The following is a 15,017-nucleotide window of genomic DNA, read 5'->3' on the forward strand; positions in this document are numbered from 1 at the left end:
AGGCGCCGCGCAAGCAAGTCGCGGTTCTCCACGACACGATCGACGACCAAAGTCTTGCGGTTCGGCCATGTACGCAACGCTGGCTGATCTTCTTGCCCACCTAATCTGGTATGTGACACATAGACGCGTCCGCATAGGCGGAACGCAAGTCCGTCACGCTCGAGAAATATAGCGAAGAAGCGACAATTGTCTCGGCGGGTCTCATGCCCATTCTTATAAAGCCACGCACACTGGGTCTGTTGACCAAATGCGAGCGCCGTCCTCCCGGGGCAAGCCTCGTCATTTCCGTTTTCGCGATGTTCGACCTCGCCAACCCGAGCGCGGACCGTCTGGAAGGCGAGCAGGAACTTTGGGTGATCGCCGCGAAGGAGCTTCCCCCGGCAACCCTCTCGACATCGGCATGCCCAAGCCGCAAGCGGAAGTGCTCATCGGCGGACATGCGGCGGCGCCTGAGGGACGGCCGACGGAGCGCATGATGTTGGGCTGGACGCTCGGACCGATGCAGAAGCACCTTCTCGTGACCGGCGACCGTTATTGGCAGATGACCGCCTCCGGCTGGCGACCGACAGCCGCGCAACCATTCCGGCAAATGCCGCTAACGCGGCAACGCGCGTTCGGCGGGCCCGGCTACGCCGCGAACCCCGTCGGCGCCGGCCACGGGGCTCTTCGCCGCAGCATGGCCGGCGAACTGGTGGCGCTGCCCAACGTGGAAAACCCCGAGCACGCGATTCAGTTCATCGAAACGATCGCACCGCCCGCAGCCTTTGGACCAATGGCGCTCGATGATAAGGAGCGCCTGCGATACGCGGGGACCTATGACGCCGCGTGGCTGAAATCGGTTGCTCCCGCTCTGGCGAGCGATGCCGATCCGCGCCTTTTCCTGTTTGCGCCGCCAGACCAGCGCATGGCCGGCTTCATCTCGGGCGGAGAATCCTACGCGCTGCAGAACTTCTCCGCGGAGCATCCGTTGATCGAAGGCCGCCTGCCGGCCTTTCGCGTGCGCTGCTTCATCGGCTGGAGCGATGCGACGCGTGGCGTCACGGAACTGCCGACGCGCATCGATACCCTGTGGCTGTTCGCGGGAGCCCGCCGCGGCGTCATGATCTACCGCACCGCGACCGCCGTGCAGGAACTGGACGGCAGTGACGTTGGCGACATTATGGTCGCTTACGAACAACAAGGCGAGCCCGCGCGGCCGTTCGATCATTATCTGAATGTCCGGCAGCTGCGGCTCGACCCGACGACCGCCGCACGGTATGCCTTTTCGGAACATCAACTTGCCCCTGAGATTTCGGCTGCCGAACGCGAACGCCGCGCGGCGCGGCGTCGCTATTTGGCCGAACAGCGCGCAGCGCGGCAGCTGGCCTCCATGCGCTGGGCGCTCGAGCAGGAGTTCGCGGGCATTGAGCTTCCGCCTTCGCTGCGCCCGACGATCGAGATACCGTCGATCGAACCGTCAAGCATTCCGGAATTGTTGCCGGAGGAACTCGAGAGTGGCGAGATCGAATTGGCCGAGATCCTCGACGCCTTGGAGACGGTACAGGCCAAGGCAGAATCCGATCTCGACAAGCTTGACGCTCAATATCAACCCGTGCGCGCGGCCTATGAAAAGATTGCCAGTCGAAACGCCGCATCAAGCGATATCGACGCCTTGCTTGCCGCGATCGGTTCCACGGACGCTGCGCAGTCGATGGACGCAAGCTTTGAGCAAGCTCCGCCATTCCCTGCGCTGCCGGACACTGATCCGGCCCTCATGGGCGATATCGAAGACAAGCTCGCGCGGGCGAAAAACTGGCGTCGCGAAATCCTTGGCGCAGCAACGCAACCGCTCGACGAGCAAAAACAATCCGAACTTGCACATGCTCGTTTCTTTAACTTGGCGGCTGGACGACCGCTCGAACCGATACGCAACGCCATATCGGACGGCGCCTTTTCGCTTCCCGATATTCCCGCGCTTGTACTTCCGGAAGAAACGCGGAGCCTCACGCCAGAGGCGCCGCCGCGCCTGACCATTGACGACATACTGGCGCAGATCGAGGCCTCCGGTACACCGCCTGACGCCGCCCAACGAGCGCATACGGCCCTCGCCGATGCTGAAGCGGCGCTCAGAAGGGCCCTTCCTGCGTTACCGTCCGATGACCGCCCGCCGTTCGAGGCCTTGAATGCGCCGCATCAAACGGCAAGCGCTGATGAGCCCGAAGGAAGGATCGCCGCGGCTAAAGCGGAATCTACGAAAGCATTGACCGTCCTGCGGACCGAGATCGATAAAGCCGAGGGCCAGTTGGCAGCCGGCATGGCCGCAGCAAGGCTCGCCTCACCCAAGCCGCTCAGGCCTGAAACGATGCTGGCACCAGCTGTCGCACGCGCGCTGGGGGATCTGGTGGAAGAGGAGTTCCGGCGCGGCGGCACGATTGCTGGTCGCGATCTAGCCGGCGCCGACCTCTCCGGGCGGCGATTCGCGAACGCGGACTTCTCCGGCGCCTTTCTTGAGCGCGCGAAGCTGAGCGGGACCAACCTGGCCGGCGCAAAACTGATGAAAGCCGCACTGTCCGGCGCAACGCTCATCAACGCTGATTTAAGCGCGACCGATCTCACCGAAGCCAATCTCGGTGAAGCCGACTGCCGCGGAACGCGTTTCGCAGGCAGCCAGCTTGTGCGCACCAATCTTCTCGGCGCGCGCATGATGGGCGCATCCTTCGACCAAGCACGGCTTGGCGAGCTCCAGGTTTTGCGGGTACCGATGATCGGGGCAACCTTCCGTTCTGCGCAAATACATCAATGCTCCTTCATCAAAGCCGACCTCGAGAACAGCGTTTGGGGGGACGCCGTCCTCGAGCGCGGACAATTCATGGATTTATCGCTGTCTGGAGCGAGCTTTGCTGGCGCGCGACTTAAGCAAACCTGCTTTCTCAAAGTGGCAGCGCCCCAACTCGATCTCAGCAGCTCGCAATTTGACCAAGTCAGCTTCATCGGCGACATCGATCTGCGCGACGCCCGCTTCGGCCGCAGCAGCGCCGAGGCGCTCTCTTTTCAGGCGGCCGACCTCAGCGGCACCGACTTCACCATGGCTCGACTGAACGGTGTTTATTTCGGCAAGTCGACGCTGGCGCGCGCCATCTTCCGAATGACATCGCTGAAACGCGCGGTCTTCACTGGCAACGATCTGCGCGGCACCGACTTCTATGCCGCTAACCTGCTCGAGGCACATCTCAATGAAGCCGACCTCACCGGCGCCAGTCTACGCCATGCAAATCTTTATGGCGCCGACCTGATGGATACTTCTTTGGTCGCGACCGATTTGAGCAACGCAAATATCGACCGCACCGTCCTGATGGTCACGCGCCATGTCAATTGATCTCTTATTGCAGTCGGTCGACCATAAGTTCCCCGTACGCGAAGCCAACCTCGATGGCCAGATGCTGTCTGGACTGAGCCTGAACGATGGCGTTGTGCTGAGTTCTTCTTTTCGCGGCAGCCAGTTCACGCGTGCCCGCCTGACCGGCATGACGTTTCAGGACTGCGATTTCAGCGGCGCTTCCTTCGCCGATGCTTACCTTCAAAAATGCATACTTGTCGGTTGCCGCGCTGGCGGATCCGACTGGCGGCGGGCGCGCTTCACCCAGTCGACGTTCATGACATCAGATTTCAGTCATAGCGACTTTAGCGAGACGCGGCTCAGCCAGACGACAGCGATGCGTTGCATGTTGGCCCAGACGATCCTGAGCAAGGCCACCCTATCTCAAAGCGCTCTCATGGATTGTGACCTCGCCAATGTCGTGCTCGACAACGCCACGCTGACGAACGCCGCCATAACGCAGGCCGATTTGCGCAGTGCACAGCTCACGGGATTACGTTGCGACACGATTCTTTTCTCGGAATGCGATCTGTCGGAGCGGGACCTCTCCGGGCTGATGCTTGCGCGAGCAAACTTGAGCGGCGCCAAGCTGAACCGCACAAACCTGTCCGGAGCAGACCTCTCCGGTGCGGTGTTGGCGGGCGCGAGCCTCGTTGGCGCCGACCTCTCCAGCGCGACCGCCCCGAACACGCTGTTTGTCAGGGCTGACCTGCGAGCCGCAACGCTGCGTGATGCCGATTTGACGCAATGCATCTTCGTAGAGGCGTGCCTCGACGGCTGCGATCTTTCTGGCACAACATTGGCGACGGCCGTTTTCACACGTGCATCGGCCAAGTTCGCCTTGTTTGCCGGCGCCGACATGTCCTATGCGCTGATGCACCACGCCAAGGTTGATGGCAGCGATTTTTCCGGCTCGCGCTTTCTGCGCACTGACTTTCACTGCGCGTCGACCGAAGGCAGTCTGTTCGTGACCCAGCGTGGGAGTGCCCTGCATACTGTGCCGGAACGCGCCGTCGCTGAACTCTACAATGCAAGCCGCGTCATCCCTCTCAACGGAGTGAGCTAAACAAATGACTTTTGTCAATTCAAGTGGCCCGATGTCGGCGGAGGATCAAGCGTTTCCCGACGTCTGCAACACGCCATCCGGTCCCGCCGTTGTGCCTACCCCCTATCCAAACGTCGCTATGAACACGACGGCTATTCCTACGCAGTCTCGGTTCCTGATCATGTGTATGCCTGCACACAACATGACGACCGAGCGCGCGACATCGATGGGTGATAGCGCAGGTGTGGCCCTCGGCGTCATCTCTGGCCTTGTCATGGGTCCGAGCCGCGCCAAAGCGGGATCGGACAATTTGTCAATCGGCGGGTCACCGGCAACCAAAATGGGGATGCCGACTAAGCAGAATGGTGCCAACCCGAACGCGTTCGGACTTTCGATATCGCCCTCTCAAACCCGCTTGATGGCGCACCGCTAAGGTACCCACAGCCACACGATTAGGGAAGCCTACTATGCCAAATGCCTATACCCGACTGGTCGTTCCAGAAACACCGTCTTCTCCCCTGACCAAGTCGAGTTATCTGCGCCTCGGTTCTTATTCGGACGAAGAAGAAAAACTTGTCACGGGTCTCACAACGACTATTGGCGAAAGTCCAGCTGCGATCAGCAAACATGAAAGCGACAATGCCGGCTTACTTGCCTTCACCAACAAGGACTTCCAGGCAAATATCGAAGGCGCTGCACTGCTCAAAATCGGTCGCGGTCAGACCACGGAGGTCACGAACGGCAACTCCCAACATCAGGTCTCGAAAGGCACTTATGAGATCTCCGCCGAGAATGGCGTGTCAATCAGTGCTGGCGCTAATGGGACGCCTGCGGACATCATCCTGACGGCCTCGAACCGCGTCAAGCTCATCAACAACGGCCACAAGCTGGAAACGACCGTTGGCAACTCGGAAAAGCAGACGATGGGCGACACCAAGGAATTCTTTCAAGGCACTAAATTCACCTGCATGAGAGGCGCAGCTACCACGCTGGCGATGGCCAATAACGTATGCATGTTCTTTGGAGAAGCGTTCACCTTCAAGATCTCAAGAGAATGTTCATTCAATCTGAGCGATATGAACTCTGTCACGATCGGCAACAAACTTGACATTGTCGAAGGAAACGACGTCAAGCAAGTGATCGGCAATTCGGCCAAGTGTGTTTTTGGACCCGACTTCAAGTCGGCCGATAGTGATACCAAGATTCTCAGGACAAGCAATTTCAAGCTCGCGCCCGTTGACGACTTGAAGGTGGTCGGCCGCGACGGCAAGGTCTGCAAGATGAGCGTGTCCGTAACGGAAGAAGAATTGCGTCAGGGAAAGTCAAGCACGGAACAGTACGAGCTTGTGACCCGAGCAGCTGAGATCATGTCCAGCACCGGCAATGAGGAAGTCATACAAAAGAAGTCGATAAATTTCATGTAGCCGGCTGGAGAGCAGGAATGACGATGACGATCCGTGCCACAAACACCGACATCTTGGCGATGGCCGAGCGCTTGCTTGAACCTGGACATCACACAGCCCGTGTAGTGTCAGTCAGCGATGATGGCACTGCGATGGAGGTCGAAGTCGCTGGCGCTCGTCACACGGCGACGGTGGCTGTTGGCTGCCTGGTCCGGCCTATACCACGGGACATGGTGCTGCTCTTCGCTAACGTGGAGCAAGCCTTCGTCGTGACCGTGCTCGAGCGGGCGGCTTCCAATGGTGGCATGGTCGGCCTACCCGGGGGGCGCAATATGTCGATTGAGGGCGAGACCATCACCATCGCCGCGCGCCAGCGCATATCCTTGCGCGCCGATAGTATCGATCTGCAGGCTAAGTTGTTTGCGGTGCTCGCGAACAAAGGCACCTGGATCGGCAAGCTCTACACGTTAGTCGCGGACCGTGTCCGATGCTCGGCGCGGATTAAGGAGGCGAGCGCCGAGTTGCTTACGGTGAAGGCGGTCGAGCGTGTCGCGGTGATCGAGCGTATTGACTCATTGCAGACCGAAACCCAGGCCATTAGGGTCACCGGCATTGCCTCCGAGATAGCCCACAGCAAAGTCATCGCGGTGAGCGAGGATCTCCGCCTCGACGGCAAACGCGTCACGGTTGCATAGCACAGATGCTGTCCACTGGCATGCCGGCTCCGACCCGGCAGGAGAGGGTTAGAACGGTCCAGGAGTTTATCGCGGCCGGCCGTCTCGAGGAGGCGGAGGCGCTACTGGAGGAGGTCGCCACCACAAGTGATCCCGATACGCTCAATGCGAGGGCCACACTGGCACTTGCGCGGCGGCGGATCGAGTTTGCCTTCGACATGCTGTCGGAAGCGGCGACCATCTACCCCGAACACGCCGGCCTCACCAACAATCTCGGCATCGCCCACGGATTGCTCGGCCGCGCTGAGGAGGCGGTGATTTGCCTCGAACGCGCGGCGGCTCTCGCTCCGCGCAACGAGGAGATTAAGCTAGCGCTCGCTCATGCCCTACTGAGCCGCGGCAACGTTGCGGAAGCCCGCGCGATGACGGAGACCGTTGTCCGACACGAGCCAGGGAATGCGCGTGCCCTCCTTCAACTCGGCGCCATCGAGTTCGCCTTGGGCCACAGCTCGTCGGCTGAGGCCGCCCTGCTTCGTGCGCTTGAGATTGCTCCGGACGATCCCGATGCGCTGGTCAATTTATCGGTGCTCATGCTCGAACGCAGCCGCTTCGACGAGGCGCTCAACCTTGCGGAACGCGCGCATCTGCGCGCCCCGCTCGATACAGCCGGGCTCTTTCATCTGGCTTATTGCCGCGCCGCAACCGGACTCTGGCCGCAGGCGGAGGCCACCTGCAAGAAACTGCTCGCCTATGCGCCGGCTCATGTTGGTGCGCGCGAAATCGTGGCCCGCGTTACGATTGCCAAGGGTGAGGTGGACCGAGGCATTGCGCAACTGACGGAATTCGTTCGCGCTCGCAAATTGGATCCTTCCGCCGCGCTTGCTCTGGCGCGTGTCCTGCATCTCGTTGGCCGGTTCGATGAATCCCTCAAGCTTGTCAGCCACGTCGTGAACACGCGACCAGAGAGCGAAGCAGCGAAGTCTCTACAGACGACGCTTAAACTGACGCTCGGTCACTTCCCGACACCTGATCCGGCCGCCTTGGCGCTTGTGCCGCAGATAGTTGTGCCGCCGACGACGGGCGCCCTCGAATTCGTAGCACTCGTTCGTCTCTTGCGTCGGCTGACGAGCCAGCAAAATGTGCATGTGGTCGCGGAGCCACGTTACCAGGCTCTTCTTGCCGGCCTCGCTGAGCAGGTCATTTCGGACGAGCCGAGGCCCGAGCTCTCAGCTATGCCGTTGCAATCGTTATTGCGCGTTCTGTCGACCGACGCCCGCAACATTGCCGATGGCATTCCCTACCTACGCCCCGAAGCCGAACTGTTCGCCAAATGGCGGGATGCTCTGGCCGCGTTCGCAAGGCCTTTGGTGGGCATCGTGTGGGAGGATGGCGCTCTCGGCCTCTCGATGGAGCAGGTCGCCGCCGTGATCTCTCACTCCGTCACCCCGGTCAGTTTGATGAGCGGGGCGCAACGGCATGACATGAAACGATGGAGTCGCCCGATCGATGCTGGTGTGCATATCGAGTGTCCTGCGGAATTGATCGCAGCGATCGCCAATCTCGACGCCGTGGTTGGGCCCGACAGCTTCGCCGTCCATATCGCCGGAGCGCTCGGCGTTCCCGGCGTGGTCTTCGTGCCGCGCGGTTATCCCTGGTATTGGGCTCAGGCCGACGGCAAGCCATTGTGGTATCCTTCATTCGAGGTTGTCGTGCAGGAACGGTTCGGCCATTGGTCCGGCGCGATCGACGAAGGTCGGCGCCGGCTCGAGACCCTGCTGCGCACACGAACGATTGACTGAGCGGCGCTCCCACAGCATCGCGGCAAGCCCAAGTCGCTGGTTGCTGAAGCTGCGATTGCCTGCTTCCTTTCTCCAGACGATTGCGATTGGCGGCTGGGCTGCGATAGCCAAAGGGGCGAACGCATCGCGCACGTGCTCGAGCGGCTTGAACGCAATGAAAGTGTCACGTTCGAGACAATCACGTTGTTCATCCGCTTTTGGATGACGGTAACATCCGAAGGGCGTTACGCGAGACTTGCCGCCCATGAGAACGTCTCTATCTAGGAGTCACAGGTCCTGCTTGATCTGGTCAGATTTGGAGGTGAATGTGATGAATCCCGTCAACAATATCAACAGAGTCGACGGCCGCAGATTTCGTGCAGACGTACTACGTCCAGCTGCAACTGTTCGGCCGGTCCTTGATCGCTGCTTCATCAATCGTCGGTGATCACCATCCGTGGTGACGGCTATCGGGCTTCGAGAAGAGCCGTTCCGGCGGGGAAGCATGCGTGCAATGAGATCGGACCTAACTCGTGTTCCAGCTCAGACCGCCTCGAGAGCGTCGCTCGCTAATACACCACTCCTTACGGCGTCAACGCTGCTTCGAGAGATATCTGCCGCCGTAATACTCTCGCGCGGCCTTCCGACACACCCCCATGTAGAACTCATCCGCGTCTTCGGTGGTGTAACCAGCGCCGACGAAGCAGCCGCGTGCCACCTCGTGGAGCGAGTGCCGTATTGACGACGTGTCGTCGTATACGGCGTTAAGGCACGCGACGATGACTATAACGTCCTCCTTTGAGAGGCGGGGCAGGCCACTCATCAAGCGCGCGTGATTGATGCAGGCGACGGCATTGGCGCACGTGAACGAATCGCCCAACCCTGAGCAATCCTCGAACCCATTGCCCTGCTCGTTCAACTTGAAGTGCGCGATGGGCAGATCTTTCATGATATCGATCTCCTTGTGGTTCAACTCCTCACCTATCACGGGATCATGACCCGATCGCCTCTCCTGAAGCCAGACGTCGAGTTGGTGTAGTCCCGGCCCAACCCAGCTTTTGTTGCGTTTGAGCGGGTTCTTATTTGGATCTTCGAACATAAGCGTCGCATCGAGCTTGTCGGTTTCCGCCCGTGATAGCCAACCGTGCTCGTACATGGCCTGCATCACGACGTTCTCAGCGTGTCCCCAATGCTCGTCCGCAGCGTAGACCTGCCTGAAGTTCAGGATGGCTTGGCCAGCCGCGAACTGGGCCTCCTCTCTGAGACCGCCGTCCTTGTCGAGCAGCGCCTCCAGCCTGTCGATGCATCGCTTGAAAGTTAGTCCCTTCTCGCTCTGGAAGGTGGCGTCCCGGAAGTGCTGAACGCCCTTGTTCACGAAAGGTTGGGTGATCGACCTCGAGGTGTAGCCATAAGCACCAGTTTCATCGTTGAGCACGCCCGTCAGTGCGTACTTGTTCTTTCTGTCGTATAGCGGGCTGTTCGTCAGGTCCGGATCCTTCGGCACTTTGGATGGCCTGTACTTGGCCACGCACTCGTCCTTCACGAGATGACCCTTCATGCAGCTCAGGTTCAGCACAAGAGAAGTGTGCGCCGCTATGGAATCCACCAGGCGACCAACGTGTACATAGGTCGCCGCCCGGTAATCGATCATCGTTACGAACAGGTTGTTACCGCAAGTACGGATTGGATTGAGGGGACGTTCATTGAGGCGCCGAGTGTCAGGGTCGGCAGCGTGATACGACGTGTAATACTCCCTCGCCTTCGCCTGAGCCAACCTAAGCCGTTCGTTACTGGTGAAGCCTTTCTTCCCGTCGTGCAGTGATGTGGTAGAAAGGAAAAAGTCGTTTGCGACCTCATTATAGGCGTAGCCCGCGCCCGCGAGATACAATCCGTATTTCACTGCGCGCGCAAAGTTTGGCCCGTCTCCCCTCCCGCCTTTCGCTCCGTCTCCATTATTCGTTCCCTTCCCGACCTGCCGCACTACAGAGCTCCTCCCAGTTGGAGTTGCCACACTCCGGGCACTGACCGCAGCAAGTGAATGCCCCTCTCCATTGAGCGCAGTCATCGCACTCGGGGTCTCGGCCTGTCCGCCGACGATTTGCCAAACCTGGGAGCGAAGCGCAGCAAGTGAATGACCCGCCTGGTGAAACGCACTGAGCATACTTGGGGCCTCAGCCTGGCCGCCAACGATCCGCCAAACCCGGGAACGTAGAGAAGCAAGCGAATTGCCCATTTCGTGGAACGCGGTCATGGCGCTAAGCTGTCAGGCAGTCCACAAACGATCCGCCGGTTGAGTCCCGAACGCCGTGAAGGCTGGTTGTTCCCAATTCGCATTCATGTTCGTCAATCACTACCCATGACGCAGGATCAACAGTACGATTCCGGCACCCTGTTCGGCTACACGCGCGATATTTCGGTCCGAACACGACCCACTTGATGCACCGCGAGGCCCTAAAGCCACCAAATGAACCGGCGTATCTTTGCCGCATGTCTACGTTGTGCGTCCGACAATTCGTCCGATCAGCAGGCATATGAGCCCGGCTTGCTCAATTGGCCAAGCCCAATGCACCAATCGGCAATGGCAGCCAATGCTCCCGGCCTATCCAACATTCTGTTGAGCAAGGCTGGACCGATCTACCTACTCTTAGCATTGTCTGCACACTGCCGTGAAGCAGACCCGGCATGGCCACTTCCAAGTCCTGCGACGCGTCGAATGTGCGCAATGTATCCACCATGTACCGGACGGTGCCTGGGACCAAGTACACCGTCCTTGGCTTGGCGGGGGTGCATAGCGCTTCGTAGACGCCGCAAAACGGCGACAGCGCAAACGTCGCGGCGTTGTCACCATTTATCCTCGCCGCTGGTGCTGCCGGGCACGTGCTCCCATTTCACTTCTTTGTAGGTGAACGACCAGTCTTCCATGTTCTGAAAGAAGTTGTTCTGCGGATTGATCGTCAGCGGCACATAAGCCTTGCCCTCGACTAACGTCGCGTTCTTCCAGCTTATTTTGAAGAAGTTCTGCGGCTGCGGCATGCCCCCTGGATCGGTGCGGTAGAACTCGCAGACCACCTCTTCGAGCACCTCGTTGGTGGCCAGCGCCTGCCATAGCAGCGGCGAGGCCCGATCGAAAAACTTGGTGAAGAGCACCGGCTGGTGGTTGCGAGCGCCCGTGGCGACACCGCTCGTCACATCGCGCGGAACGATGATGCCGCTGGTGAAGGCGACAACGGTGATCTTCCCTTGCTTACCCGCATCACCCTTGCCGACCTGCCCGATGCTGACCGTCTTGGAGGCATCCTTGGAGATGTCGCCCTGCTTCTTTCCCTTGATTGTCATGTAGGCTTCAAGTGACACGTTCGTCTCCCAATCTCTGGCATACGCCGGCACACACGGCACGATGGACATGGCAACATCCGTGCCAAGAGCCGTGTGCACCCGACACCTGAATTTTCGGGCCTTCCGGACGTGATGGTCAATAGGGCTGGGCAGATTTCCAGGCACCGGCACCCATCACGCAAAGACCTCGTCGCGATCGAGACAGCAGTCCGTCACGGCATGACAGGGCCGACCTGTTCCAATTGACACTCGACCTCGAGAAATGCACGTGTGGCAACGTCGAGGACAGCCTGCCCCGTCACACGGTAACCCATGCGGTTATCAACAACGGCATTGCCCTGCAGGGCGTAGACGAGCACCGTGCAAGGACCGCGTCGTTCCTGCTCGAGATAGTGCGCGGACAACTTGAGGCGCAATTCTCGTCCGTCACGAAGCCGTTGCGAGCAAATGCCATCGGCCGACGGCGGTGGTATGTTGATCGTTGCTGTTGGCAGGATGGTCGCGCGTGCCGTATTGGCGACCGCTTCCAATAGCGGGTCGATCTCGTGAGTCGCTGGGCGCCAGACGGCCATAAGGTTCCATGAGGTGAAGAAATCACGGAGATCCGTCGTACATCACGATCGAGGCGCCAGATTGCGACATAAGGCGATTGGACAAATGCGTGTCCGAGGTCACTCCTCCCTTCATATCTGGATTGTGGACCGCTCCGACCACTACCGGCCGGTCAATGTCGCCGTTGATGTAGCCGACCAGAACTTCCGTTCCGGGGACCAACGGACAATGCAAGCCGGTTTGATTCGGACCTGCATAAGGTTCGAGCTTGCGCACGTAGTCGCTGCCAGGGCCCTCGGCCGGTTCGTCGGCGAATGTAAGCTGCAGCTTGTAGCGGCCCTGGTCGTCGATCTCGGCCCGCCCGTTCCAAGCTTCTCCATCGACTGTGGCGGTGTGGAGGCCGACGCCAAGAGGCACAGGCGTCATCGCAACCGGTCGATAAGGCACGTCCGAGCGGATGCAATGGACCATGTTCTGGTAGGCTCGCCCATTTTGCCCGAATGCGCCGAATCCGGTTGGCGCCGGGCGATAGGCCGAGTGATCCGCGGCGATGACGAGATATTCACCATCGAAGCGGGGATGGCCCTCCAGTTCGAAAATGACGCCAGCGCGCAGCTCCGGTGCGTCGCTGTGCGCGATGTACATTGTCTGGCCGGCGCAGATCTGCTCGGCACGGATCCGGGCCAGCGTGGCCGCTTCTGCTTCGGTCGCAAAATGCCCGCCGAAGCGCGAGGCTTTGCCCAAGAAGCCGCTGCCTTGTCCGACCTGCTTATCGACGGACACGACGGAAGGCACCGTTTCGTTGTAATCGCGGAGCGCGATGGTCTTTGTCGAGAGAACCCGGCGCTGCCGGAATGACCGAACGGCGCTTTCGTCGACGCCTCGCGATGTCTTGCGCTCGTGCTGGCGCGCATAAAGAATCGCCGACTTAACGCCGAACCCGATCTTGGGGAAGGCCAGATTCTTGTCGCCGAAGACGACGGTTTCACCTTCGTCTTCTTGCTTGAAGAAGTAGAAAATTCCGTTCCGTTCGCAAAGGCGCGAAATGAACGTCAAATCACTTTCATTGTATTGCACAACATAATTTCGCTTGGGATAGCGATCAAGATTGTATTCGGTGGGAATGTTGATGCTCACCTTGTTCAACTGCTGTTTAATGATGTCATCGACGCCCATGGGTTGGCCAGGGCCATAAATGCGGCTCGCGATGGAGAGCTCGGCGACCGCAAAACGCGGCCGCAGGACGAACTGGAGCACCCGCAGGTCAGTCACCGTTGGATCGAGTTCCTCAACTTGGGCGCACAGGCCCGAGGCAAGCCATCGCCCGCATGCGGTTTTGACAGACAGCTTGGCGCGCTCGCCTATCAAAGAGCCGGTATCGACATTGCTCGATGTCGTGGCATAGATCACGTAGCTGAACGGCAGGGAAATGCACTCTGTGCCCTCGAACCCTTGCACGTCGAGTTCAATGTCGGGCTTGCTGCAAATGTGCAGGTCAATACTGAGATTGGAGTCGTTGGTCATCGGTGCACCAAGTCAAAATGTGGCAGTGTTAGGCATGCTCGTCACAGGTGCCGCGGAGCGCGGGTCGATTGGGAGCCCGAAGCACTCAATGCTAACGATATCTCACCTTCCTTACGCGTTTTACGACAGCAGCATGTCGCCGACAGCAGAACTTAGTAAAGCCAGGCACGGGACGGTCGAGACGCCGGACGAACTCACCGACAGGCTCGATACGGTCGCGGCGGTTTAGGGCCTGAAGCGAGCCCCCGCCATTCCGCTGGCGAGATGGTAGCTTCTCGTTGCCATGCATAGTGTATCGCGATCGGCTAGCGGCGCCGTGATGCACGTCCAAACGGCGCATCTGGCGACATTGGTTCTGAAGAGTTCATCGCTCTCTCCAACAGCTCCGAGCGCAAGCTGCATCTCACACGGTGAGCCTTGCCCATCAGCACGGATACGACACCCGGGTGTGCATTCGAACTGCCTGCGGCGCTAGCATTGGCCGCCTCTTTCGCGCCATTGTTGTGAAGCCGATCGACTGGCCCACGCGCCTGTTGTGTGCGCTCTCAGGTGCGGCGGTAGATACGCTGGGTTTCCTTCTCAAAACGATGCACACGGGTTCAAGGGAAAGAGAGCATCATTCGTCTTGCGCTTCGTGTACTCAGCCAATCGGTGTCGCTGCATCTCAATGGCAATAGCCGTGCCAATGACGTCTCCTCATTTGATCTCTGATTAGGTTTTGAAAAACTGAGGTTTGCCAAATAAGTGTTCTCAACCTGACAGAGGCGGCGCGACTGTCAGACACTGGACAAGAGTCAAGCTGGTCGAACCCTGACATGAGGCCGTTTCGCGGCATCCCATGGTTTGTCGCTCGACAAGGTTATATTTTTAAAACCGACATCCAGAGGGACGGTCCAAGATGATCAGCAAGTGACGTGCCGCGCGAGGCTGCCAAAGAGAGGCCTTCGACGGCTGATGGCGAGCCTGTTTGGTGGGCCACAACATTGAAGACGGTACTTCGATTCTAAGACTGCCCAGCAAACAGACATGTCGATCATTGAACAGAAAGTGTTTGTGACCGAACAGACAGTGCAGATTGGTCTGTTTCACTTTCTGGCATCGCGATCTCTTGTTCTAGCCTGAGCACCTCAGAAAAGCACGACGCGCCTTGCGCTCCTAAGAGGGGGCGCGTTATGACCGCTTCAGGCTAGACGCGGCACTGAAGATTGTGGCTCCTGTCTTCGAACCGCCTTGAATGCGAGGCCGAGATAACCCCGGAGCTATCGAGGGCGCCGACATTGCGACGCGACAGGACAACCATGGCTCCGGTCCGTGCGCAGACAAGGAAAGGGATCCGAGGAGCAGAGCGTG

Annotated in this window: 10 protein-coding genes; 6 read left to right on the forward strand and 4 right to left on the reverse strand. The window is 59.4% G+C overall.

The genetic code is table 11. From position 1 onward, the window contains the following. Positions 1 to 349: 349 nt before the first annotated feature. The 6 genes from ACFXS9_RS20195 to ACFXS9_RS20220 are packed head-to-tail and all read left to right on the forward strand — an operon-like array spanning position 350 to position 8,276. Entirely contained in the window at positions 350 to 3,355 is a 3,006-nt protein-coding gene (locus ACFXS9_RS20195) for a DUF2169 domain-containing protein (RefSeq protein ID WP_392691453.1), read from the forward strand. After that, the gene (locus tag ACFXS9_RS20200) at positions 3,345 to 4,421 is read left to right on the forward strand and encodes a pentapeptide repeat-containing protein (protein WP_392691455.1); all 1,077 of its coding nucleotides are present in this window, start codon (positions 3,345 to 3,347) and stop codon (positions 4,419 to 4,421) included. The genes ACFXS9_RS20195 and ACFXS9_RS20200 overlap by 11 nt, the downstream gene beginning before the upstream one ends. Before the next feature lie 4 nt (positions 4,422 to 4,425). Next, positions 4,426 to 4,833, forward strand: coding sequence for a DUF4150 domain-containing protein (locus ACFXS9_RS20205; RefSeq protein ID WP_082637818.1), 408 nt, complete (start codon positions 4,426 to 4,428; stop codon positions 4,831 to 4,833). Between the two features lie 34 nt (positions 4,834 to 4,867). Next, a complete protein-coding gene (locus ACFXS9_RS20210; RefSeq protein WP_057847243.1) occupies positions 4,868 to 5,824 on the forward strand; it encodes a hypothetical protein in 957 nt (318 codons plus the stop codon). Between the two features lie 17 nt (positions 5,825 to 5,841). After that, positions 5,842 to 6,498: a DUF3540 domain-containing protein gene (locus tag ACFXS9_RS20215; RefSeq protein WP_392691459.1), complete on the forward strand. Its 657-nt coding sequence runs from the start codon at positions 5,842 to 5,844 to the stop codon at positions 6,496 to 6,498. A gap of 20 nt (positions 6,499 to 6,518) precedes the next feature. Continuing rightward, positions 6,519 to 8,276, forward strand: a complete 1,758-nt coding sequence (locus tag ACFXS9_RS20220) for a tetratricopeptide repeat protein (RefSeq protein WP_392691462.1) — start codon at positions 6,519 to 6,521, stop codon at positions 8,274 to 8,276. Positions 8,277 to 8,847: 571 nt separating this feature from the next. Here the strand turns inward: ACFXS9_RS20220 and xopAG are convergent. The 4 genes from xopAG to ACFXS9_RS20240 all read right to left on the reverse strand — a co-directional run bounded on the left by xopAG (position 8,848) and on the right by ACFXS9_RS20240 (position 13,667). Beyond that, positions 8,848 to 10,236 (reverse strand): XopAG/AvrGf1 family type III secretion system effector, encoded by a 1,389-nt coding sequence (gene xopAG, locus ACFXS9_RS20225; RefSeq protein ID WP_392691464.1) that lies wholly within the window; start codon positions 10,234 to 10,236, stop codon positions 8,848 to 8,850. An 860-nt stretch (positions 10,237 to 11,096) separates the two neighbouring features. After that, entirely contained in the window at positions 11,097 to 11,660 is a 564-nt protein-coding gene (locus tag ACFXS9_RS20230; RefSeq protein WP_392691467.1) for an Hcp family type VI secretion system effector, read from the reverse strand. Positions 11,661 to 11,803: 143 nt separating this feature from the next. Next, complete coding sequence (locus ACFXS9_RS20235; RefSeq protein WP_392691470.1) at positions 11,804 to 12,163, reverse strand: hypothetical protein; 360 nt, start codon at positions 12,161 to 12,163, stop codon at positions 11,804 to 11,806. 22 nt (positions 12,164 to 12,185) lie between these two features. Beyond that, positions 12,186 to 13,667 carry a type VI secretion system Vgr family protein gene (locus ACFXS9_RS20240; protein WP_392691473.1) on the reverse strand — a complete coding sequence of 494 codons (1,482 nt, stop codon included), beginning with the start codon at positions 13,665 to 13,667 and terminating at the stop codon, positions 12,186 to 12,188. Positions 13,668 to 15,017 lie beyond the last annotated feature (1,350 nt).

The organism is Bradyrhizobium sp. RDI18 (assembly GCF_043203335.1).
Lineage (GTDB): Bacteria > Pseudomonadota > Alphaproteobacteria > Rhizobiales > Xanthobacteraceae > Bradyrhizobium > Bradyrhizobium retamae.